The 22,760-nt window shown below is 43.8% G+C and carries 17 protein-coding genes; all 17 read left to right on the forward strand.

The window, feature by feature from the left end; all coding sequences use genetic code 11:
• The first annotated feature begins 835 nt into the window (after window positions 1-835).
• Window positions 836-1,921, forward strand: coding sequence for a dTDP-glucose 4,6-dehydratase (rfbB, locus tag I6L36_RS20135; protein ID WP_216986848.1), 1,086 nt, complete (start codon window positions 836-838; stop codon window positions 1,919-1,921).
• Window positions 1,921-2,808 carry a dTDP-4-dehydrorhamnose reductase gene (gene rfbD / locus I6L36_RS20140; protein WP_216986849.1) on the forward strand — a complete coding sequence of 296 codons (888 nt, stop codon included), beginning with the start codon at window positions 1,921-1,923 and terminating at the stop codon, window positions 2,806-2,808. Before rfbB ends, rfbD begins: the two co-directional genes overlap by 1 nt.
• A 114-nt stretch (window positions 2,809-2,922) precedes the next feature.
• Complete coding sequence (gene rfbA, locus I6L36_RS20145) at window positions 2,923-3,801, forward strand: glucose-1-phosphate thymidylyltransferase RfbA (protein ID WP_113069999.1); 879 nt, start codon at window positions 2,923-2,925, stop codon at window positions 3,799-3,801.
• Window positions 3,802-3,862: 61 nt separating this feature from the next.
• Window positions 3,863-4,405 carry a dTDP-4-dehydrorhamnose 3,5-epimerase gene (rfbC, locus tag I6L36_RS20150; protein ID WP_039041246.1) on the forward strand — a complete coding sequence of 181 codons (543 nt, stop codon included), beginning with the start codon at window positions 3,863-3,865 and terminating at the stop codon, window positions 4,403-4,405.
• An 83-nt stretch (window positions 4,406-4,488) separates the two neighbouring features.
• Window positions 4,489-5,307 carry an ABC transporter permease gene (locus tag I6L36_RS20155; RefSeq protein ID WP_216986850.1) on the forward strand — a complete coding sequence of 273 codons (819 nt, stop codon included), beginning with the start codon at window positions 4,489-4,491 and terminating at the stop codon, window positions 5,305-5,307.
• Complete coding sequence (locus I6L36_RS20160; protein ID WP_042877767.1) at window positions 5,297-6,613, forward strand: ABC transporter ATP-binding protein; 1,317 nt, start codon at window positions 5,297-5,299, stop codon at window positions 6,611-6,613. Before I6L36_RS20155 ends, I6L36_RS20160 begins: the two co-directional genes overlap by 11 nt.
• 119 nt (window positions 6,614-6,732) lie before the next feature.
• Entirely contained in the window at window positions 6,733-8,148 is a 1,416-nt protein-coding gene (locus I6L36_RS20165; RefSeq protein WP_216986851.1) for a hypothetical protein, read from the forward strand.
• Window positions 8,149-8,164: 16 nt separating this feature from the next.
• Entirely contained in the window at window positions 8,165-10,366 is a 2,202-nt protein-coding gene (locus I6L36_RS20170; RefSeq protein WP_216986852.1) for a glycosyltransferase, read from the forward strand.
• A 614-nt stretch (window positions 10,367-10,980) separates the two neighbouring features.
• Window positions 10,981-12,162: a glycosyltransferase family 39 protein gene (locus I6L36_RS20175; RefSeq protein ID WP_216986853.1), complete on the forward strand. Its 1,182-nt coding sequence runs from the start codon at window positions 10,981-10,983 to the stop codon at window positions 12,160-12,162.
• Between the two features lie 60 nt (window positions 12,163-12,222).
• Window positions 12,223-13,044 carry a glycosyltransferase gene (locus I6L36_RS20180; protein ID WP_216986854.1) on the forward strand — a complete coding sequence of 274 codons (822 nt, stop codon included), beginning with the start codon at window positions 12,223-12,225 and terminating at the stop codon, window positions 13,042-13,044.
• Window positions 13,044-13,994 carry an SDR family oxidoreductase gene (locus I6L36_RS20185; RefSeq protein WP_080770108.1) on the forward strand — a complete coding sequence of 317 codons (951 nt, stop codon included), beginning with the start codon at window positions 13,044-13,046 and terminating at the stop codon, window positions 13,992-13,994. Before I6L36_RS20180 ends, I6L36_RS20185 begins: the two co-directional genes overlap by 1 nt.
• 6 nt (window positions 13,995-14,000) lie before the next feature.
• Entirely contained in the window at window positions 14,001-15,029 is a 1,029-nt protein-coding gene (locus I6L36_RS20190; protein ID WP_216987150.1) for a glycosyltransferase family 4 protein, read from the forward strand.
• Window positions 15,026-17,011, forward strand: coding sequence for a nucleoside-diphosphate sugar epimerase/dehydratase (locus I6L36_RS20195; RefSeq protein ID WP_216986855.1), 1,986 nt, complete (start codon window positions 15,026-15,028; stop codon window positions 17,009-17,011). Before I6L36_RS20190 ends, I6L36_RS20195 begins: the two co-directional genes overlap by 4 nt.
• A gap of 619 nt (window positions 17,012-17,630) precedes the next feature.
• Window positions 17,631-18,647: an exopolysaccharide biosynthesis polyprenyl glycosylphosphotransferase gene (locus I6L36_RS20200; RefSeq protein ID WP_254203452.1), complete on the forward strand. Its 1,017-nt coding sequence runs from the start codon at window positions 17,631-17,633 to the stop codon at window positions 18,645-18,647.
• 107 nt (window positions 18,648-18,754) lie between these two features.
• Window positions 18,755-20,290: a hypothetical protein gene (locus I6L36_RS20205; RefSeq protein ID WP_216986856.1), complete on the forward strand. Its 1,536-nt coding sequence runs from the start codon at window positions 18,755-18,757 to the stop codon at window positions 20,288-20,290.
• Window positions 20,283-21,644 (forward strand): Coenzyme F420 hydrogenase/dehydrogenase, beta subunit C-terminal domain, encoded by a 1,362-nt coding sequence (locus I6L36_RS20210; RefSeq protein WP_216986857.1) that lies wholly within the window; start codon window positions 20,283-20,285, stop codon window positions 21,642-21,644. Before I6L36_RS20205 ends, I6L36_RS20210 begins: the two co-directional genes overlap by 8 nt.
• The gene (locus I6L36_RS20215) at window positions 21,641-22,756 is read left to right on the forward strand and encodes a polysaccharide pyruvyl transferase family protein (RefSeq protein ID WP_216986858.1); all 1,116 of its coding nucleotides are present in this window, start codon (window positions 21,641-21,643) and stop codon (window positions 22,754-22,756) included. Before I6L36_RS20210 ends, I6L36_RS20215 begins: the two co-directional genes overlap by 4 nt.
• Window positions 22,757-22,760: the final 4 nt, after the last annotated feature.

A 22,760-nucleotide genomic window follows, 5' to 3' on the forward strand; every position in this document is an offset into this window, starting at 1 on the left:
CCCAGACTGAACTCCTCAATAGAGTGTTTAATAAGATGTCAAAACTAGGTGATACGAAGAAATTTAAAGACGGTCACAGCAGTATGCGACCGTTATGATCGCAGTGGAGGGGCAGTAAGGTACGTTAATGAGTCAACAGAAGAGCACACTCTTGATCTCTTGGCGCTATCCTAACAATCTGATGCCCACGAATGAGGTGATAAGAGCACACTGACAGACATATTTTTTCTATTCTTCATCGAAAGGTGTCACTAGAGGATTATCAGTAAAAATACTGGTGACATTGAAGTCAGTAGGTTAATAGGAATGCTGTTGAATCCTTACCCTATCGAGTGCCTTTTGCACCTTTTGACTATTCACCCTTGGGTTAAACAAGATAGAATCTGACCCGCGATCGGGTTTAGGGCGCAAAAAGCCCAAGATGTGAGCAATGTAGGTTCCGGACAGCCTAGTAAGGTAATGGAATGCTTAAGAATTGTTAAACATCAATCAAAACAAGAAGCTGGAGGATCTGATGGCCAACAGCACGGACAAGAAGGTTAAAATCAGCATATTGGGAGCTGTAACTCAAGGGCGGTAGCGTTTCACTTTGTTGACTATGTCATCTTTTTCATAATTACCCTCCCCACCAAGTTTATCAAATAAGAATTATTTACAAGTCGTATCGCTAGAAATTATGCAGAAAAATTAACCAAGCTTAGTTTCAGTGATATATCTGTGTGCTAGACGATTTAGTCATCAGTGTAGGCGCTTCGCAAACCTACCGTGAAAATCTTCTACGCAAGCGTCAAACAATGTCTTGTCATTTCGTTATCTTGAAATCGGGAACCTTTCAATGAAGATCCTTGTGACTGGTGGTGCCGGCTTTATCGGTTCAGCCGTTGTTCGCCATATCATCCAGCATACCCAAGACTCAGTTGTCAACCTCGACAAGCTGACCTATGCAGGCAACCTGGAATCCCTGGCTGAGGTCTCGGGCAGCGATCGCTACGCGTTCGAGCAGGTCGACATCTGCAGCCGCGTCGAACTGGATCGGGTGTTTGCTACCCATCAACCGGATGCCGTGATGCACTTGGCCGCCGAGAGTCACGTTGATCGCTCTATCACAGGTCCCGCCGACTTCATCGAGACCAATATCGTCGGCACCTATATGATGCTGGAAGCGGCCCGCGCCTATTGGAACGGTCTGGACGAGGCGCGCAAGACGGCCTTCCGCTTCCACCATATTTCCACCGACGAGGTGTATGGCGATCTGCCACATCCGGATGAAGCGTCTGCTGCTGAACCCTTGCCACTCTTCACTGAAACGACGCCCTACGCCCCCAGCAGCCCCTATTCTGCCTCAAAGGCTTCCAGTGACCATCTGGTGCGCGCCTGGCGCCGTACCTACGGCATGCCCACCATCGTCACCAACTGCTCCAACAACTACGGCCCGTACCACTTCCCCGAGAAACTGATCCCGCTGGTGATCCTCAATGCGTTGGATGGTAAGCCGCTGCCGGTCTATGGCAAGGGCGACCAAATTCGCGATTGGCTCTATGTGGAAGACCACGCACGCGCGCTCTACAAGGTGGTGACCACGGGCTTGGTCGGGGAGACCTACAACATCGGCGGTCATAACGAGAAGCAGAATCTGGAGGTGGTACACACCATCTGCGATCTGCTGGACGAGATGGTGCCTAAAGCGGGCTCTTACCGCGATCAAATCACCTATGTGGCGGATCGCCCCGGTCACGATCGCCGTTATGCCATCGATGCCAGCAAGATGAGCAGTGAGCTCGCATGGCAGCCGCAAGAAACTTTCGAATCTGGCATTCGCAAAACTGTGCAGTGGTATCTGGATAACGAACAGTGGGTCAACAACGTCAAGAGCGGTGCCTACCAATCCTGGATTGAGCAGAATTACGGGGAGCGTGCCTGATGCACATTCTGCTGTTTGGCAAAAACGGTCAGGTCGGTTGGGAGCTGCAGCGTGCACTCGCACCGCTGGGCCGCATCACTGCCGTTGATTTTGACTCCACCGATTATTGTGGCGATTTCAGCAACCCGGCAGGGGTGGCCGACACGGTACGTCTGGTCAAGCCGGACGTGATTGTCAACGCCGCAGCCCACACCGCAGTCGACAAGGCGGAGAGTGAGCGGGAATTTGCCGAGCTGCTCAACGCGACCAGTGTGGCGGCGATCGCCAAAGAAGCGGAAGCATTGGGTGCCTGGCTGGTGCATTACTCCACCGACTATGTGTTCGATGGCAGCGGTGAGCGCCCCTGGGTGGAAACCGATGCAACTGCACCGCTCAACGTCTACGGTGAAACCAAGTTGGCAGGGGAACAGGGGGCGGCTCTCTGCGCTCGCCACCTGATCTTCCGCACCAGCTGGGTCTACGCCGCCCGTGGAGCCAACTTTGCCAAGACAATGCTGCGCTTTGGCAAAGAGCGTAGCGAGATGTCGGTCATCAATGACCAGTTCGGCGCCCCGACCGGTGCCGAGTTACTGGCCGATTGCACCGCCCATGCGATCCGCGTGGCGCAGAGCAGACCCGAGGTTGCCGGGCTGTACCATCTGATTGCCTCCGGTACCACCACCTGGTTTGACTACGCCCAATTGGTGTTTGCCAAAGCCAGAGAGGCTGGCGTTGATCTGGCGGTCACGCAACTCAATGCAGTGCCGACCAGCGCCTTCCCGACCCCTGCCAAACGCCCCCATAACTCCCGCCTTGATACCGGCAAATTCCAGCGCACCTTTGATCTGGTACTGCCGGACTGGACCGTCGGCGTGGAGCGGATGTTGACCGAGATCCTCAGCAAGTAAATCCCTGGTCAGGGATGTGTTGAGTGCATCCCTGGCTGGCAAGAGATAAAACGTAAAAGGTGTAGCTGCAAGCCACCTTTTTCTTTTGCAATTTAAAAATAAGAAACAAGTATCATGACCAAACGTAAAGGCATCATTCTGGCCGGTGGCTCAGGCACCCGTCTCTATCCGGTGACCATGGCGGTGAGCAAGCAACTGTTGCCTATCTATGACAAGCCGATGATCTACTACCCGCTCAGCACCCTGATGCTGGCGGGCATTCGCGATATTCTGATCATCAGCACGCCGCAAGATACCCCTCGTTTTGAGCAATTGCTGGGTGACGGCAGTCAGTGGGGCCTGAATTTGCAGTACAAGGTGCAGCCAAGTCCGGACGGGTTGGCACAAGCCTTTATTCTGGGTGAAGAGTTTATCGGGTCAGACCCCTGTGCGCTGGTGCTGGGGGACAACATCTTCTATGGCCACGACCTGCAGAAACAGTTGGCGGCGGCAGCGGCCAAAGAGAGTGGTGCTACCGTCTTTGCCTACCATGTGCATGACCCCGAGCGTTATGGGGTGGTGGAATTTGATAAAGAGGGTACCGCTATCTCGCTGGAAGAGAAGCCGTTGGAGCCCAAGAGCAACTATGCGGTCACCGGCCTCTATTTCTACGACAACAGCGTTGTTGAGATTGCCAAGTGCCTGAAGCCGTCACCGCGTGGTGAGCTGGAAATCACCGATGTGAACCGTATCTACCTGGAGCAAGGCAATCTGTCGGTGGCGATGATGGGGCGTGGCTATGCCTGGCTGGATACCGGTACCCATGAAAGCATGATAGAAGCGAGCAACTTTATTCAGACTATCGAGACGCGCCAGGGATTGAAGGTGGCGTGTCCTGAAGAGATCGCCTATCGCCAAAAGTTTATCAGTGCTGACCAGATACGTGAGCTTGCAGCGCCGCTGGCGAAAAATGCATATGGCCAATATTTGTTAAGAATGGTTGCTAACGCCTGATGTGATATGGGGGGAGGAATGTTGTTCCCCCATAAAAACTGGATCAAATGTGGGTAAACAGATGAACGTAATCAAAACAGCAATTCCTGACGTGCTTATTTTTGAACCAAAAGTATTTGGTGATGAGCGTGGATTTTTCTTTGAGAGCTTCAACCACAAGTTGTTTGAAGAGGCAGTAGGATATCCTGTGAGTTTTGTGCAGGATAATCACTCCAAATCGTCGAAAGGGGTATTGCGTGGCTTACACTATCAATTGTCTCCCCATGCCCAGGGCAAGCTGGTGCGCTGTGTTGCAGGTGAAGTGTTTGATGTGGCGGTAGATATCCGCAAAAGCTCTCCAACCTTTGGACAGTGGGTTGGGGTTCACTTGTCAGGTGAGAATAAGCGACAGTTGTGGATCCCGGAAGGGTTTGCACACGGTTTTGTAACTCTGAGCGAGACGGCGGAGTTTTTGTATAAAACGACTAATTATTATCATCCTGAAAGTGACAGAAGTCTATTCTGGAAAGATCCAGACTTGAGCATTGATTGGCCATTAGATAAACCTATTCTTTCAAAAAAAGATGAGAATGCCTTTTCATTTCACAAGGCTGAAATTTTTTAATTTTGTATCAGCATGAATAGAACTATGTAGATGTTCTAGCTATATGGTAAGAGGTTTATTTTGGTTTCTTCTCAAGGGTAATTATGAACCGAGATAGTAGTATATCCCCCGTCCGTATCTTATCGATTTTAAAAAACCGCCATTTGATTATGACGTTAGTTCGCCGCGAAGTTGCAGCGAGATATCGTGGTTCACTTTTTGGAAATTTGTGGGCTTTATTTACTCCACTTTTTATGTTGGCAGTTTACACATTCATATTTAGCGTGGTATTCAAAGCTCGCTGGAGTGGTGGTAGTGATTCTCGTAGTGAATTTGCATTGGTGCTTTTTGCCGGTCTAATGGTCTTCAATCTATTTTCAGAGTGTTTTAATCGTGCTCCACGATTGATTCTTGAAAATGTCAACTATGTCAAGAAAGTGGTGTTTCCACTCGATATACTGCCGTGGGTCGCATTGGGCAGTGCTATGATAAATATGTTTATTAGCTTTATGGTATGGCTTACTTTCTATGCTATTGCTATTGGTACACCACCCATTACTGTTCTACTTTTTCCGATAGTAATTATCCCGCTCATTTTCTTTATAATGGGAATTTCATGGGCACTTGCAGCAATGGGGGTTTACTTACGTGACCTTTCTCAATTGGTAGGCGTTATCAGTACCATATTGATGTTCCTCTCTCCTATATTTTATCCTATTGAAGCATTACCTGAAGAGTACCGCCACTGGTTGAATATCAACCCACTTACTCCTGTTATTGCACAAGTACGTGATGTGCTTTACTGGGGGAAAATGCCTTATTGGAAAGAATACGGCATGACATTTATTGTCGCAACGGTAGTTATGTATGCAGGATTTGCCTTGTTCCAAAAAACGCGTAAGGGGTTTGCCGATGTGCTCTGACAAAGTGGCAATTGAAGTTCATGGGCTAAGCAAATGCTATCAAGTGTATGGGCAACCTGTCGATCGACTCAAACAGTTCGTTTTCCCGCGTGTGTTGCGATTATTTCGACGTGCCTCAAAGCAGTACTTTCGTGAGTTTTGGGCTCTGCAATCAATTAACTTCACGATAAAGAAAGGGGAAACCGTTGGTATTATTGGTCATAATGGAGCCGGAAAGTCTACATTGCTACAACTGATATGCGGCACTCTAAATCCTTCTCATGGTGAAATTAGTGTTAATGGGCGTATTGCTGCATTGCTTGAGCTGGGGGCTGGATTTAATCCGGAGTTCAGTGGGCGTGATAATGTCTATCTCAATGCCAGTGTCCTGGGATTGAGTAAAGAGGATATTGATGCAAGGTTTGATGAAATCGCTCGTTTTGCCGACATTGGCGATTTTATGGAGCAACCCGTCAAGACCTATTCCAGTGGTATGTATGTCCGTCTTGCGTTTGCAGTACAAGCATGTATCGACCCGGAGATATTGATTGTAGATGAAGCACTTGCAGTTGGGGACATAGGTTTTCAGTACAAATGTTTCAAGCGAATGGAAGCCCTTAAAGCCAAGGGAGTGACTATTCTCATGGTGACGCACTCGACTGGTAGTATTCTAGAGTATGCCGATAGATGCCTGGTTATGGAAGGAGGGCGCCTGATTGGTGATACTACGGATGTCTTAGCAGCAGTCATGGCGTATGAAAAAGGGATGATATTGTCGGAAGAAAAAGCAGAGTCATCTTCATCAGTAGCAAGGGAAAATGACGGAGAATGTCCATCTCAATCGCTCTTAATTGAGAAGCAAAAAAATGAAGCAAATATGGTGCTGGGTGAAAAACGATTTGGCTCTGCCCGCGCCATAATAGCAAGTCTGACAATATTAAAAAATGATGGAACACCTTATCATGAAGAGCCGTTAGTGAAATCTGGGGAGACTTTAACACTACGCTTTGAGCTCTTGGCGTGTGAGGTTATTGAAGATGTAGTGCTCGGACTTTCTTTGAGTCGGACTCAAGGTGGTGATATATGGGGGGATAACAATATTGCTGCCGGCCATTCTCTCACTTTGAAACCAGGTCGCCAAATAGTGACTTATCAAGTTACTTTACCAATCAATAGTGGTGATTATTTACTGCACTGTGGGTTGGCCTCCCTCAGAGGAGGAATGCGTGAAGAACTTGATCAGCGCCGGCCAATGCGTGCGGTCAAGTTCTGGTCTGCCCGAGAATTGGGCGGTGTTGTACATGCTCCAATTACTGTTCTGGCCTGAACTCATCGGTATTAACAATGCTAGCAGCCTTTTTACCCCCTTACCCTTTTAGGTCTGTACCAGCACCATATCTGTGGTGTTATTATCGCCTACTGTGTGAATGGGCGACAGAATCTTGTATGTTCATTACAGGGCGCGACTATGTGCGACCTATTGAGCAATGGGAAGACCGCTGGGAGTGCACAAATGATGCTGCAACAAGACTTAACTATGCATTACCCAAAAATACACAGCCTCCACAGCATCATTATGCTTGGTTAGATAAAGGGCGTTTTGACGAATGGTTGAGCATTCATAACAGCAACCCTCTAGCCGTTTTTCGTCATTTCTTATGTGAGCGTGATAATGCTTATGAAGAAGAACTTCATGAGATGCTATGTTCTGCACCAAATAAGATTGAAGCTGTAATTACATTTTTGAATGTCCCGTCACTTTCCGCAGTTTGTCAACGACTTGGTATTCCTGTGATTCATCAGGAGTTAGGACCCCTGCGTGGGCATATATATCGTGATACAGCTTACGTTGATTTTCAGGGCGTCAATGGAAATTCTGAAGCTGAAAATCGTGAGTGTGAATTCAGGGGCTGGTCTCTAAATTCTCTAAATGAATTAAAGTTAAATGATCTTCTTTTGTTTTTTTTGAAAGACCCTAGCTTTATTAAAAGTTTGCCAGAGAAAACCTCTGAAATTGGAATAGCACTTCAGGTTGAGGATGATTCCAATTTAGTTGCGTTTGGTAATGGAATGGATAACCAGTCTATTATACTTGCTGCTCGTAACCAAACAGCTACATCAAGTCTGTTGATTCGTCCTCATCCAGGTAGTCTGTTTACGTTACGTGAAGGAATAATGCCAATAGATGAATCGCCAACCAGTCTGGAGTTTGTTGCTCGTTGTAAAAAAATAATGACTATAAATTCCAGTGTCGCACTAGAAGCTCTACTTCTTGGGGTTCCGGTGACAATCTTCGGTGACAGTTCATTATGTCATCTGGCCAAAGAAATACCTCATTCTTTATCTTTGATCAGGCGTTTGACATTCTATCTTTTTGCTTATTTAGTTCCACGATCATGTCAGTTGTCCCCCCGTTATCTGCGTTTTCGTTTAAGTGAGCCAGGTGAGAAAGCCATCATTGAGTATCATTTGGGTTGTTATATGAGAGATGATGATATGACTTTACCAGAAGAGAGCGCTTTTGAAGATCTTCAAACAAAGCTGATAGCTCAGGTATTGGCAAGTAATCAACTTAGAGTTCATCGTAACGAGAGATTGCAAGCTCTCACTGAACAGGTACATGTGCTATCACAAGAACTCACAGACGTTAATAGGCGACTAGTTGAGGAGGGTGAGGCACACGGGCATGCCATTCAGGTGGTTGAGCAGATTACTGAGCAATTCAATACTCTTTCAAAACAATATTCTGACACTCTTGAAGAGTTACATTTGCGTGATAAAAAAATCAAAGAATGTGATGAGCTTTTAAAAAAGATACGTAACAACAGAATATTAAATTTTTATATAAGACGTTTTATTTGAATTTATGAGTGAATTTATGTTAATTAGAAATCTTGACGTTATTATACCTGTGTATCGTGGGCTTGATGAAACTAAAGAGTGTATACTTTCGTTATTGTCTAGTATTCCACAGTGGGCTCAGCTTATAGTCATTAATGATTGCTCCCCCGAGCCTGATTTAACTAATTGGCTTAGACAAGAAGCGAGTAATTTAGGCTTCGAGTTGCATGAAAACAAGGCTAATAAAGGTTTTGTCGGTACAGTAAACTATGGCATGAGCCTGAACAAAGATAGAGACGTACTGTTACTTAACAGTGATGTAGAGGTTTCTAATCTGGATTGGCTTAATAGAATGCGAAAAGCAGCATATAGCCATGATCGGGTTGCAAGCTTAACTCCATTTTCTAATAATGCTACAATATGTAGCTTTCCAAATTTTTGTCAGGACAATGAACTGTATTGTGGTTTGGATGTTAATGCGCTAGATCGTCTTTTCTCTAATCTTCCTCTTGAAAGCGAACTCGTTGAGGTACCTACAGGTGTCGGATTTTGTATGTATATCCGTAGAGATTGCTTAGATTCGGTTGGTTATTTCGATGAACAAACCTTCGGTAAAGGTTATGGAGAGGAAAATGACTGGTGCCAGCGCGCGCACAAGTTGGGGTGGAAGAATTATCATCAATTGAATGTGTTTGCTTACCACAAAGGTGGCGTGAGTTTTCAAGAGGAAGGGGACCCAAGAAAAGCTCGTGCATTAGAGTTACTTAACACATTACATCCTAATTATACTCACGATGTGATGGCATTTATTGCACAAGATCCTGCAAGACAAGCTAGGTTGATGGCTAAGATAAAATACATAGCCGAGACTGGCCTCCCAGTTATCTTAGCTGTTGCACATCACCTCGGTGGTGGAGTTGCTCAACATGTTTCAGAGCTTGCGTCGTATTATTTAGAAAAGGCATGGTTTCTTCGCCTAACTCCCGGTAGCAGAGAAGGATATGTTAATCTTTATTTGAGCGCATTGGACGGTGATAAGACTGATGCATTCGTCTTCAACGTTCACACAGATTATGAATTATTAGTGAGTTTATTACGAGATCTAAGAGTTGGTCGGGTACACTTCCATCACAGCATGGGGCTGCCGCCACGAACTTGGTTACTGCCTAGTTCGCTAGGCGTATCCTATGACGTGACGATTCATGATTACTATATGCTAAATGGTAATCCAACACTTACAGATCGTTATGGACAATTTGTGAGTGAGGATAATCAAAATCATGATGATGTCTGTAGAGATGCAGCACAGATCAGTGTCTCAGGTGAGGAGTGGCGCAGTGGTATATATCCTTTACTTTCTCGAGCAGAGCGGATTATTTATCCCAGTAGAGATGTATATCAGCGATTTAGCAGGCTATATGGACATGAAAGTGAGCTATCTAACAAGGCAATTGTAACATACCATCCAGATGCTTATTGTTATTCTGAACCTAAACAGAGTCATAAACCGGGTGATCAGCTTCGTGTACTAATCCTTGGTGCTTTGAGTCGGGAAAAAGGAGCTGATCTATTAGAACAAGTTGCTTTGCTGTGTGATCCAGATAACATAGAGTTCCATCTATTAGGCTATGGCTATCGTCCTTTGCGTGGTGTTGTGAACCATGGTGCATATAGACTGGATCAACTTGAAGAAAAACTTAACAGTATTAAACCTCATGTGGTCTGGTTCCCTGCTTTATGGCCTGAGACATACAGCTATACGCTATCAATTGCGCTAGACCATGAATATCCTGTTGTCTGTCCGAATATTGGTGCTTTTGTCGAGCGTATCGAAAATAGAAATAACTCTTTATTATTGCCCTGGAATATCAAACCTATTGATTGTGCTGCATTTTGGCGCGCGTATGCCCAGGGTGCCAAGCTAAGCAATTTCCTTGTTTCAGCTGAAATTTGTGATGAAATAGAGCGAGACGATAATTTCTATCAAGATAAATACCTGAGTGGATTGACAGTATTAACACCTACAGATGGTTCTATTTTGGTCAATAAGTGGAATGAAAAGCTAAGTCTTGCTCCTAGTACTGTACTGTTATCAAGAAAAGAACAACTTTTACAGTATCTATGGAAGGTTAGAAATATGCGTATCGTCAGTTCATTTGCACGTTATATTCCATTTAGATTGCAGAGGGCGATCAAGCGCTTATTGAGTCGAAAACCAATTCACGAAATTATTAAGTGATATGGATTTAAACTATATATAAATATAAGATGTAATTATGTTTGATTTTTGAATGAAGATTAATCATACGGCTCATTATCAGAGAGTAGAGCGCCACGCTAAAACTCTCTGAATTAGCCGTATGGCTATTAAAAATAGGGTGGCTAATAGTATGTTTCCTAAACCCTCACTTCCTGATAATGACTTATTGAGAGTAAATTCAAGAATAGTATCAGTTTGGAAAATTAGTCTTTTAAAGACCTCGCTTTATCACTTGGCTCCAGGTGTACAATAAATGAATTCATTCAATAGGATAACAAACTTATTCTTGAGCTATCTTGAGTAATAAAGCAAAGAAAATTGATAACTCAAATTGGATAAAGTAAATAATGAAACGTTGTTCAAGTTTTGAGAAGGTAATTGAGCTTTCCTTTTATTTTATAATAGCATTCTGTGCGATCTGGAAAATAATTCCGACCATTAATGAGAGAGGTTTCTGGTCTGACGAATTGTTTACTGCGGCCGTAGTCCGTTACCATCCTATTTTAGATAGTCAATTTGAAAGAAAAACAGTCATGCAGATTAAAATGAATGATAGTTTTTTGACTGTCAAAGCAGGATAGCAGCACCCACCTATGTATGACCTTTCCTTAAAGGGATGGGCGTCTTTATTTGGTGATAGTGAGATCTCCCTACGTGGTTTTAATATTTTCCTCATTGCACTCACGTCTATTACCATATTTGTGTCTTGCTGGCGGCGTAAAAATTATCCGCTCGGAACTTTGATTTCCATAACTACATTAGTTGTGCTGTGGCACCCTGTGACCCAGAGTTATGCCACACAAGCTAGAAGTTATACATTTTTCTTGATGTTATCTTTATTATGTCTTTTAGCTTTCAATAAGATAAAAGAAGCTGGTCGTAATGAGTCTATGTGGCGCCTTACCTTTTATACTCTTGCTACTATCTCATTTTTGACACATTACTATATGGCTGTTTTTATTGGTGCTATATATATCTTTATTGCTTATAGCGATCTCAAGCAAAGGCGCTATGTACTTCCCCTAATACCAGTTCCATTTGTTTTTAGTTGGATATTCCTCTCATATCACAGCCTGCTTTTTACCGCGAGTGGCGGAGTCGCGTGGTCCCAAATATCATATCTACAAGCACTGCAATCAATGTTGCATATAATTTATGGTTACTTTGGTGTAAGCTCCATATTGGTCGCTTTGTCATCTGTGTATTTTTTCTGTAAACGAAAAACCTCTGAAACTCAAGTTTCTATATGTATTGCTGTTTCAATATGTGTGTTAGCTTTTGTTTGTAAAAAATCAGGAATACTCCATCCTAGACACTTCATATTCATTATTCCTTGGTGTGTCTATCTTATGCTTAACTTAACATTATCGTTGTCTAAAAACAGATTTTTTGTTTTGGCGATAGCGTCAATAATCGTGTTTATTTCTCCCGCAGCAGGAACTCAAGCAAGCGTGTATGCTGACGAACAATATAAAGAGGCAGCAAAACTTATATCGGAAAAATATAGTGGTAAAGATTATAAAATATATGCAACCTGGAGCCCCAACGAAGCATACTATCGATACTATCTTGAAAACTATGCATCGGGGCATGTCAGTGTCGATATGCTCTCTAGTATCAGTGACGTAGATAAAACATGCTCTTATATCAATAATAATAATGTTGTTTTATATGCTCACCATTCACATGATGACGTAATAAATGCTTTTGAATCTTGTTTGTCTACATTTACTAGAACAAATTTTGATGGTGTGGTTGTGATCGCCAAGCCATAAAAGTTATCTAGCTATATGGTGATTTTATGAGAGTTATACGTATTCCTTAGAGGATATGATGTGATAAAATTTGACGTTTCAATTAGCATCGTAACTTACAATGCTAATATGTCGATGTTATCTCTGACGCTGAATAAGCTTAAAGGTGCAGTTGATTTTATTTCTGATAATGACGTTGAAATAAATACCGTGTTGACGCTCATTGACCATTCTCCCTTCCCGGATTCTATGGTTCAATCTGACAGTGTATTTCAGAGTTTTGGCTGTGGTAGCAAGCTAATTAATGACCCACTGAATCCTGGTTTCGGAGCTGGCCATAACCGAGCTTTACTAAGTGACACTAAGTATCATCTGATCCTAAATCCCGATCTGGAAGTTGCACCAGATGCTCTCAAAAACGCACTAGAGTTTATGGAGAGACATCCGGAGTGCGGATTATTGACGCCTTTCGCGACATGGGCTGATGGTGAGGTACAACGGCTTTGCAAAGGTTATCCAACAGTCTTTGATTTATTGTTGCGTGGTTTTGCTCCTGCTTTTGTGAAAAGGTTATTTCAGACGCGCTTGGCGAAATATGAGATGGTAGATCAGCTCAACAATCATGATGTGCTGTGGGACCCACCCATTGTCAGTGGTTGTTTTATGCTGTTTCGCACAGATGTATTGCAGCAGCTCGAAGGGTTTGACCCTCGCTTTTTTCTCTATTTTGAAGATTTTGACATCAGTTTACGTGCAGGGAGGATCAGCCGGATTGCCTATGTCCCTCAGGTGAAGGTTGTTCATCATGGTGGTCATGCATCGCGCAAAGGTTGGCGGCATATCTGGATGTTTGGGCGCTCTATGGTGACTTTCTTCAATATTCACGGTTGGCGTTGGTGGTAATGTCAGATATCAAAAGTACAGTCTTGGTAACAGGCGCCAACGGATTTGTTGGCAAGGCGGTCTGTGAACACCTGCTGAGTCTGGGTGTGAATGTGAAAGGTGCGGTGCGAAGTCACCCGCTTGCTTCGTATCACATCAACGCTCCCTCTTTGACAGCAGATGCAAACTGGACAACCCAATTACAACAGGTGGATGTTGTCATTCACTGTGCCGCCAGGGTGCATGTGATGTCTGATAAGGAAGCCGATCCTCTAACAGCGTTTCGAGCGGTAAACACAATTGGCACATTAAATCTCGCAAACCAGGCCGCAGATGCTGGTGTTAAGCGCTTCATATTTATTAGCTCGATTAAAGTAAATGGTGAGCAGACTGAGCCCGGTAAGCCGTTTGATGAACATGTCCAGAATCCACCACAAGACCCTTATGGCCGCTCAAAATATGATGCAGAGCAAGGGCTGATGGCACTTGCTAAGAAGTGTGGTATGGCTGTCACCATTATCCGGCCTCCTCTTATTTATGGTAAGGGTGTGAAGGCTAATTTTGCCAGCATGTTAAAGATGGTGCATACCGGTTTTCCACTCCCCTTTGCCCGTTTGAAAAATGCACGGAGTTTATTGGCATTACCCAATTTATGCGATTTCATTGCTCGTGCGATAGATCATCCTGCTACCGTGAATCAGATTTTTTTGGTCGCAGATCCAGTTCCTGTTTCGACATCTGAAATGCTGATTGCTATTGCTGATGCTGAAGGTGTCCCTTCTCGACTGTTTTATATTCCATCAATTCTGGTAAGAGGGATTGGCCGTTGCTTTGGGATTGATGCCAAATTGCAGCGGATTTATGGCTCTCTAGAAATGGATACGGGCAAGGCTCAGAGGCAGCTACAATGGTCGGCTCCTTATACGTTTTCTCAGGCTTTATCCCTGATGGCATCTTCCAAAAATGAGTAGTTTGTGATGCTGACATTTCCGCTACTTCTAGTTTTATGTTTGTTTTTCTCCATTATCATGACAGGCTTACTTAAGCGCTACGGTCAGAGCCGTCTTCTTGACCAACCCAATCATCGCAGCTCACATTATATCCCTACGCCGAGAGGTGGAGGCATGGCGATTGTCGCTACATTTCTGTTGGCTTCTCCTTTTCTCGTCGTGAGCCAGGTGTCGGATTTGTATGGGGTATCTTATGGAAGCTTGCTATTGATATGGATTGCAGCACTGGGCATCGCACTAGTTGGTTTTATCGATGATCACCTGTCTCTTGAGCCAAAAACTCGTTTAATTGTCCAGAGTCTTTCTGCTGCATTGGTTGTAGTAGCTGTTGATGGATTGCCAGAGCTGACTTTCTTTGGGTGGCAGCTAAATCTTGCCTGGTTTGGTTATGCGCTGGCATGGTTAGGCGTGATCTGGTTTATCAATCTTTACAACTTTATGGATGGCATCGATGGCCTGGCTGCCGGTGAGGCCGTGACTGTCTGTATCGTCATGGCGTTACTGCATTACCTTTTTGGAGGTGAGTGGCCGTTTGCGAGTTTGACCCTGTTGCTGGGGGCTTCTGTTGCGGGCTTTTTGTGCTGGAATTTTCCACCGGCCAAGATCTTCATGGGAGATGGGGGCAGTGGCTTCCTTGGTATGATGCTCGCATCCCTGATGTTGCTTGATGCAAGTTTAGCCCCCCAATTCCTGTGGGCGTGGCTTGTCATGCTCGGCGTCTTTGTCGTTGATGCTACCTGGACTTTACTGAATCGCTATCGTCTCAAATGTCACTTGAGTGATGCTCATCGAACTCATGCCTACCAATATCTTGCAAGGCACTGGAAAAGTCATCGCAATGTGACACTGATGGTGCTCTTGATAAATGTCCTATGGCTTGCACCTATTGCTGCCATGATTGTAGGGGGGGCGCTTGATGGCATGTTGGGTCTGATTATTGCCTACTTACCGCTAACTTATCTCGCATTTTACCTAAAGGCTGGAGTACCTGAATGAGCACAGATTTTTTGCCGGGGGGTAGCTGGTTACTTACCTGCCTTGGTTCCTTGTCACGAGCCAGCAAACGAGCAATATCTGTCTCAGTAGATACGTTATTGATTACCATGGCATATTGGGGGGCATATTGGATCAGGCTTGAACATAGCTGGCCAATCGCAAGCCCCCATCATTGGGCCCTTTTGTGTGCGATTATTGTTCTAAGCATTAGTGTCTTTGTTCGGCTGGGTTTGTATCGTGCAATCTTGCGATATGTTAGCTTTCGAGTGCTCTGGACAATCTCATTAGGTGCATTTGTTTCAACGAGCTTTTTTGTTATCTCTGCGTTTTACTTCGATATCTTCCTGCCCAGAACCGTATCGGTCATCTATCTCTCATTTTTGGTGTTGATGGTCGGTGGTGTGCGGTTGTTCTTTCGGGCTCTGCTGAATACTACTCGTTTGGCGCGTACACAGGTTCTGATCTACGGTGCGGGTTCCTCGGGGCGGCAGTTGCAAGTGGCTTTGTTGCAAGGCAATGAGTTTTACCCAGCTGCCTTTGTGGATGATGATCCAGCCAAACAAGGGTGCGTTATTCAGGGATGTACCGTGTACAACAGTGCTCAGCTCCCCACCCTGATTGATCACCATGGGGTGAAGAAGATCCTGTTGGCCATGCCAAGCAGCACCAGGGCTCGTCGTCAGGAAGTGATCAATGCACTAGAGCCACTATCTTGTGAAGTGCTGTCTATCCCGGGTATGGCCGATCTGGTCAATGGTTCAGCCCGTATTGATCAGCTTAATGAAGTCTCCATCGACGATCTGTTGGGTAGAGACCCGGTAGAGCCGGTGACGACATTGATGGAAGCCAACATCACAGGCAAAGCGGTCATGGTGACGGGGGCTGGGGGCTCTATTGGATCGGAGCTCTGTCGCCAGATCTTGCGGTGCCGGCCATCCACCTTGGTTCTGTTCGAATTGTCCGAATACGCCCTCTATGTCTTGCACAAAAACCTGCGTGAACAGTGCGAACGTGAGGGAATTGAAACTGAGCTGGCTCCGCTACTGGGCTCGGTGCAGCGCCAGCACCGCCTCAAGACGGTGATGCAGAGCTTTCGGATCCAGACTATCTACCATACTGCCGCTTACAAGCATGTGCCCTTGGTCGAGTTCAATATCATAGAAGGGGTGCGCAATAATGTATTTGGCACTCTTTATGCTGCTCAAGCAGCCATTGAAGCGGAAGTTGAAACCTTTGTACTGATATCCACTGACAAAGCGGTACGCCCAACCAACACCATGGGGGCCAGCAAGCGCTTGGCCGAGCTCATCCTGCAAGCCTTGACCCGTGAAAAGCACAAAACCCGTTTTTGTATGGTGCGCTTTGGTAATGTGCTCGGATCTTCAGGCTCAGTGGTGCCACTGTTCAGACAACAGATAGACAAAGGTGGGCCTATTACTCTGACTCATCCCGATATCATTCGCTACTTCATGACAATACCGGAGGCTGCCCAGTTGGTTATCCAGGCGGGCGCGATGGGGGAGGGGGGCGATGTTTTTGTGCTCGATATGGGGCAGCCAGTCCGGATCATGGAGCTTGCAAAACGTATGGTCCGTCTTAGCGGTCTGACGCTTCGCGATGAACTGCGGCCCGATGGCGACATTGCTATTGAAGTGACGGGGTTGCGGCCAGGTGAAAAACTCTATGAGGAATTGTTGATTGGGGATGATGCTAGAGGTACAGAACATCCCAGGATCATGGTGGCGCAAGAATGCTGGCTCCCCTGGTCAAGGCTGCGTCCCTTGCTGGCCTCGCTGGATGACGCCTGTCACCACTTTGATCAACAGAAAGTACGCGACATTCTGATGCACGCTCCTGCTGCGTTCGAACCAACAGACGGTATCTGTGACCTGGTCTGGCTTGCTAAACAACGTGATCTGCCAACAGACAATGTGGTTCCACTTCCTACACACAACATCGATTTTTATCTGGAAAATCAATGATATTCTATTATTACGCGCCTCATCAGACATCTTTTCAATTCAATTTCTGGTTGTTTTTTGAGCGATCAAAAACTGATTAGACCAGATTGACTACCCTTTTGAGCAAAGCATAGGTAAAATCACCCCGCCGATTCAAAATTAATCTTGTATCTTCTTGCGCTTAATAGGCTCAACATGATCATGGTTATAACCACAAAGTAAGCATAACTAGCGTCTCGCTGTCTTGTTTGCAAAGGTGTACAGGATCAGAACGGTCATAAATCTTTGGCAAACTAAACAATATATCGACTGCGAGCGTACTGGGAGCTGTAACTCAGGGGCGGTAGCTTATTTTATTCAATGCTCTGCGGCATCATTTAATGACAATGTTGTTTTTATAGCCGACTAGCCTGGTACTTGAGCAGTAGATTGTCAGAGCTGATTTAGGTTAGGCACATGTTTGACATATACACGTGTTCGAAATCACAAAAAAAGTGTATTTTGCAATACATTATTATCATTCAGATACTTAGATTACGTGCAATAACGAAATAACTGCTCACATGAGGTTGCTTGGTAGGCATACACAATAATTAAAATATTTGCCCTCCTGAATATTAAAATTAGAGAGTAAAGGGAAATGGATAATAAAATCAACAGCAGTGCTGCATTATGGAACGCAGCGAATGAAAAATTGACAGAGAAGATTCACTCACAAGATATTGGTCATCTCATACGTGAGCTGAAGCGAGTTCACATGAAAAGTGATGAGCTTTATGTGTATTGTAGTGATAGTGACAAGGCTCTTATTGAGCGAGTGCTAGTCGATTACCCGTTCACGTTGCATTTCAATGTGACGGACATGTCCCAGCTAAAAGGCAAAACCCTTGTGCATTACAAGAGTGGTGACCTTCCCGATGAACTGGCCGCAATGCTGGTGTTGGCCACCAAATATGGCGCCTACGTTGAGCCGTTGGTCAGTTATCTGGACCGTCGTTTCGGCCGCACTGAAGTGGAGTTGCTGCACAGCGGCTACTTCTTGCACATGAAATCTTTCTCCATCCTCTCCCGTCCATCCAATCGCATTGTCAAGCGTGCGCTGGATCTGGTCTCTGCCATTGCGCTCAGTCTGGTTGCCATTCCCATTGGCTTGCTTGCTGCGCTGGCCATCAAACTGGAATCACCAGGCCCCATCTTTTATCGTCAAGCCCGTGTTGGCCAGTTCAACCAGGAATTCGACGTCATCAAGTTCCGTTCTATGCGAAACGATGCCGAAAAAAATGGTGCTCAATGGGCAAGCAAGAATGACGCCCGAGTCACTCGTGTTGGCCGCTTCATTCGCAAGACCCGTATTGATGAACTACCGCAACTGATCAACGTCTTTAAAAGTGAAATGTCACTGGTTGGTCCGAGACCAGAAAGGGAAGTGTTTATCAAAGAGTTGGAAACGGTCATTCCATATTATCGTTTCCGCCATGCGGTCAAGCCCGGCATTACCGGCCTGGCCCAGGTCAAATACCCCTACGGGGCATCTATTGAAGATGCCGTGTGGAAACATAAATACGACATCTTCTATATCAAGCATCAAAGCCTGCTGTTGGATATCAAGATCCTGCTGCTGACAGTCAAGACTGTGCTGTTTGGCATGGGTCGGTAGCCTTTCTTATAAAAACCGTTTTAGATATATTTTGGCTAATTAACGGAGAGTTATAAAGCCGGGCCACCTTATGAATAGTCTAATGTGGCGCAAGGAAAACTATATTAATGGATAACAAAAAAAAGCATAGCCGCATAGTTAAAAACTCATTGTTTCTCTATTTTAGAATGATACTCACATTGGTCGTCACACTATACACGTCCAGAGTGATACTCAACGTTCTCGGTGTAGAGGACTTCGGTATTTACAATGTCGTTGGTGGTGTAGTAACCATGATGGCCTTTTTGAGTGGGGCCATGTCTTCTGCAACTCAACGGTTTTTGTCATTCGAACTAGGCAAAGGTGATAGAAACCAGCTTGCGAATGTTTTTAAGATGAGTGTGAATATTCATGTTTTAATAATATTGATTGTGGTGTTTTTAGGTGAAACTGTTGGATTATGGTTTATCAACACTCAGTTGACAATTCCTGCAGAGCGAATATTAGTTGCAAACTGGGTGTATCATTGTGCGCTGTTTTCATTTTGCTGTACCATTCTCAGTGTTCCATATAATGCATTAATAATCGCAAATGAAAAAATGAGCGCTTTTGCATACATTAGCATTATTGATGTCACATTAAAGTTAATAGTTGTTTTTTTGTTGCCAAAATTGGCAGGGGATCCATTGGCATATTATGCGCAATTACTTGCTTTAGTTAGTCTTATAATTACTCTTAGCTATTATATCTATGCGAAAAAGCGTATTGCTGAGTCATGTTATAGTTTGTATTGGGACTCGTTTTTATTTAAAACACTCTTTAGCTATACTGGTTGGAACTTGTTTGGGAATTTGGCTTCAGTGATTACCAATCAAGGTGTGAATATTCTTTTAAATATATTTTTTGGCGCAACAGTTAATGCTGCTCGAGCCATTGCATATCAAGTAAATAGTGCTGTAATGGGCTTCGTTAGTAGTTTGCAAATGGCTATAAATCCTCAGATAATAAAGTCTTATGCAAATGAAAACTATCAATACATGCTGCAGCTTGTTTTTTCTGGAGCAAGATATTCTTTCTTTCTATTATATATCCTTGCAGTACCCTTTCTTTTGAAGACAGAATCGGTGTTAGGCTTATGGTTGGGCACTGTCCCAAAGTATGCATCAGAATTTTGTCGATTAGTTGTAATTGATTCATTGATAATATCGATATCAGGAACATTAATGACGGCTTTCCAAGCAACAGGAAATATCAGAAGGTATCAGGTTGTTGTAGGGCTTGTTATTATGTGTAACTTGCCATGCTCATATATTTTATTGAGGAATGGATTTGATGCTAACGTAACAATGCTTGTAAGCATATTTATTTCTCTTGTTGCCTTCTTATTTCGGGTCATTTTGTTATCGAAAATTTTTCCTGAGATAGCATACAATACATATAACTTGATATGTCGTGTTGGGCTTGTTTTCCTTCCCTCGATTTTTTTGCTATATAAAGTCCCTATTTTAGATAACTCTCTTTTTTGGGACTTGGTTTACTCCTGTACAATATATTGGCTCGTGATAGTCATTTGTATATTGGTATTTGGCATTGATCGAAAAGAACAACAGTTTTTAAGTTATAGGCTAAATAGATTCTATCAAGTTGGGCGTAAAGATGAATAGTAGTGCGATGATTCAAGCTGTTGTTGAAAATGATATGTGTATTGGCTGTGGTGCGTGTGCAGCAAAGTCTAAGAATAATGCAATAAAAATGAGAATTAATGATTATGGTTTTTATGTGGCAGATGTCAAAGAAGATGTTTTTGATGATAGTATAAAAGTTTGCCCGTTCAATCCCAATCCTGATGAACAAGTACGAACAGAGAATGAGATTGCTGCCTTATTTTTAATTGAGGCTGATAATAATAATAGGAAAATTGGTAGATACATAAATACCTATGCCGGTCATTCAGTTGAACATCGGTTAACGTCATCTTCTGGTGGGATCGCTACTTACACGCTTTCTGAGTTGATGCGTCGTGGTGAAATACAGCATGTTATTTCAGTGAAAACAGCTTCAAGTGCTTCTACTCATTATGAGTATGTTATTAGTAGTTCAATTGAACAAGTAGGTCAAGCCGCAAAAACAAAATACTATCCAGTGACAATGGCTGAGGTCCTCAGGAAAATACAACATTTGGATGGTAAGGTTGCGATTGTTGGTGTTGCTTGTTTTATAAAAGCTATTAGATTAATGCAAGTGCAAGATCCTGAAATTAGAGATAAAGTGGCATTCTTGATTGGTATTATTTGTGGTGGTGTAAAGAGTACATTTTTTGCGGAATACCTAGCCAGTAAAACTGGTGTTTCTGCATCTGAATTTAGCCAGCCAGAGTTTCGGATCAAGGAGCATAGCAGCTCAGCCAGTGATTATTCTTATGGCTGCCTTGATGCCAAAAATGAGAAGCATACTGTAAAGATGCGCTCAGTTGGTGATATGTGGGGGACTGGTCTTTTTAAAGCGAATGCATGCGATTTCTGTGATGACGTAACCACGGAGCTTGCAGATATCTCTTTAGGTGATGCGTGGTTGGCTCCTTACTCAAATGATGGACGTGGAACTAATGTAATCGTAACTAGGTCTCGGCTTGCTGATGAAATCATTCAAACAGGGATGATGAAAGGCTCATTGGTAATAGAAGAGATACATCCAGATAAATTGATTGAATCTCAACAAGGTAGCTTTAACCATCGTCATGATGGGCTCTTATATCGAATTAATGCTAACAAAGATTACTCACATGCCATACCTTCCAAACGTTTCGCTGAGAATCGTTTATCCGTATTATTAAAAATAGTGCATTCATTGCGAATGCATGCGAGAAAGAAAAGCTTGATTGTTTGGTCTCAAACGAAAAATGCTGCAGATTTTGATAATGCAATGTATAAAACGCTGTACTGGCTAAAGTTGTTTACCAAAATCAGCCATTATCAGCGAGCTATTATTAAAAGAGTTAAAAGGGTGCTTGCCAAATGAAAATCGGAATTCTAACTCAACCACTTCATAATAACTACGGTGGTTTATTGCAGGCGTTTGCTCTACAGTACTATCTAAAACAGTGTGGGCATGATGTTATAACTATAAACTTCGGTTTGTCGAAGCAAGTTCGTTTTTTTGGACTTAAACAGGTTATTGGAAACATCGTTAGAAAATATATTCTCCGTCGGCCAATGAAGAGTATTTTTCCTTTAAGTGATGAAAAAAAACGTGAGATTGGACAGCATACAAATCGGTTTACTGCAGAACATATTCGCACAACTCAAGATATATATAATATAACTGAGTTATCTTATATAAAACAGTATAAGTTTGATGCCTATATAGTGGGTAGTGATCAGGTATGGCGACCGGCATACTCTCCAGGTATGCCTGCATTCTTTTTATCATTTTTAGACAAAAATGATAATGTAAAACGCATTGCTTATGCTGCTTCATTTGGGGTAGATAATTGTGATGAATTTAGTATTGCTCAATTAGCCGAGTATGCTTCATTACTGCAGCGATTTGATGCTGTTGGAGTCCGCGAAGACAGTGCGGTTGAACTGTGCCTGCAGAAGTTTGGTACTCAAGCACAGCATGTCATAGATCCAACGCTATTATTGGATAAAGAGGTATATTGCAAGTTAGTTGAGCAAGATAGAATTCCTAGAAATAATGGCAATATGATGGTGTATGTACTCGACAAGGCACCAGAAAAACAGGAGATTATTCAGTTAGTAGCGAATGAGCGTGGCCTGATGCCGTTTACTGTTATGCCTGGAGATAGTGGAGTATATCCACCAGTGACACAATGGCTACGTGGATTTATGGATGCTGAATACGTGGTTACCGATTCATTTCACGGTGTTGCGTTTTCTATTATTTTTAATAAACCCTTTATTGCTATAGGCAATCGTGACCGAGGGTTGGCGCGCTTTACTTCGATCCTTAAATTATTCGGTCTTGAGTCTAGGCTTGTGTTTAGTAAAGATGACGTGAGTATCGACATTATTAATGATGCAATTGATTTTGCTAAAGTTAATGCCTTTAAGGCTAAACAACAGTTACTTGCGTTTTCGTTTATGGCTCAAGCACTAAATAAGAAGTGAGAAA

Source organism: Aeromonas sp. FDAARGOS 1406, assembly GCF_019048565.1.
GTDB classification, from domain to species: domain Bacteria; phylum Pseudomonadota; class Gammaproteobacteria; order Enterobacterales; family Aeromonadaceae; genus Aeromonas; species Aeromonas caviae.

Excerpts from the sequence above, each read along its gene's own strand:
- I6L36_RS20190 (WP_216987150.1), top strand. The coding sequence starts at position 14,001 with ATGCTGACATTTCCGCTACTTCTAGTTTTATGTTTGTTTTTCTCCATT.
- I6L36_RS20205 (WP_216986856.1), top strand. The coding sequence starts at position 18,755 with ATGGATAACAAAAAAAAGCATAGCCGCATAGTTAAAAACTCATTGTTT.
- I6L36_RS20195 (WP_216986855.1), top strand. The coding sequence starts at position 15,026 with ATGAGCACAGATTTTTTGCCGGGGGGTAGCTGGTTACTTACCTGCCTT.
- I6L36_RS20200 (WP_254203452.1), top strand. The coding sequence starts at position 17,631 with ATGGATAATAAAATCAACAGCAGTGCTGCATTATGGAACGCAGCGAAT.
- I6L36_RS20175 (WP_216986853.1), top strand. The coding sequence starts at position 10,981 with ATGTATGACCTTTCCTTAAAGGGATGGGCGTCTTTATTTGGTGATAGT.
- I6L36_RS20165 (WP_216986851.1), top strand. The coding sequence starts at position 6,733 with ATGTTCATTACAGGGCGCGACTATGTGCGACCTATTGAGCAATGGGAA.
- I6L36_RS20185 (WP_080770108.1), top strand. The coding sequence starts at position 13,044 with ATGTCAGATATCAAAAGTACAGTCTTGGTAACAGGCGCCAACGGATTT.
- rfbB (WP_216986848.1), top strand. The coding sequence starts at position 836 with ATGAAGATCCTTGTGACTGGTGGTGCCGGCTTTATCGGTTCAGCCGTT.
- rfbD (WP_216986849.1), top strand. The coding sequence starts at position 1,921 with ATGCACATTCTGCTGTTTGGCAAAAACGGTCAGGTCGGTTGGGAGCTG.
- rfbA (WP_113069999.1), top strand. The coding sequence starts at position 2,923 with ATGACCAAACGTAAAGGCATCATTCTGGCCGGTGGCTCAGGCACCCGT.
- I6L36_RS20160 (WP_042877767.1), top strand. The coding sequence starts at position 5,297 with ATGTGCTCTGACAAAGTGGCAATTGAAGTTCATGGGCTAAGCAAATGC.
- I6L36_RS20155 (WP_216986850.1), top strand. The coding sequence starts at position 4,489 with ATGAACCGAGATAGTAGTATATCCCCCGTCCGTATCTTATCGATTTTA.
- rfbC (WP_039041246.1), top strand. The coding sequence starts at position 3,863 with ATGAACGTAATCAAAACAGCAATTCCTGACGTGCTTATTTTTGAACCA.
- I6L36_RS20170 (WP_216986852.1), top strand. The coding sequence starts at position 8,165 with ATGTTAATTAGAAATCTTGACGTTATTATACCTGTGTATCGTGGGCTT.
- I6L36_RS20215 (WP_216986858.1), top strand. The coding sequence starts at position 21,641 with ATGAAAATCGGAATTCTAACTCAACCACTTCATAATAACTACGGTGGT.
- I6L36_RS20210 (WP_216986857.1), top strand. The coding sequence starts at position 20,283 with ATGAATAGTAGTGCGATGATTCAAGCTGTTGTTGAAAATGATATGTGT.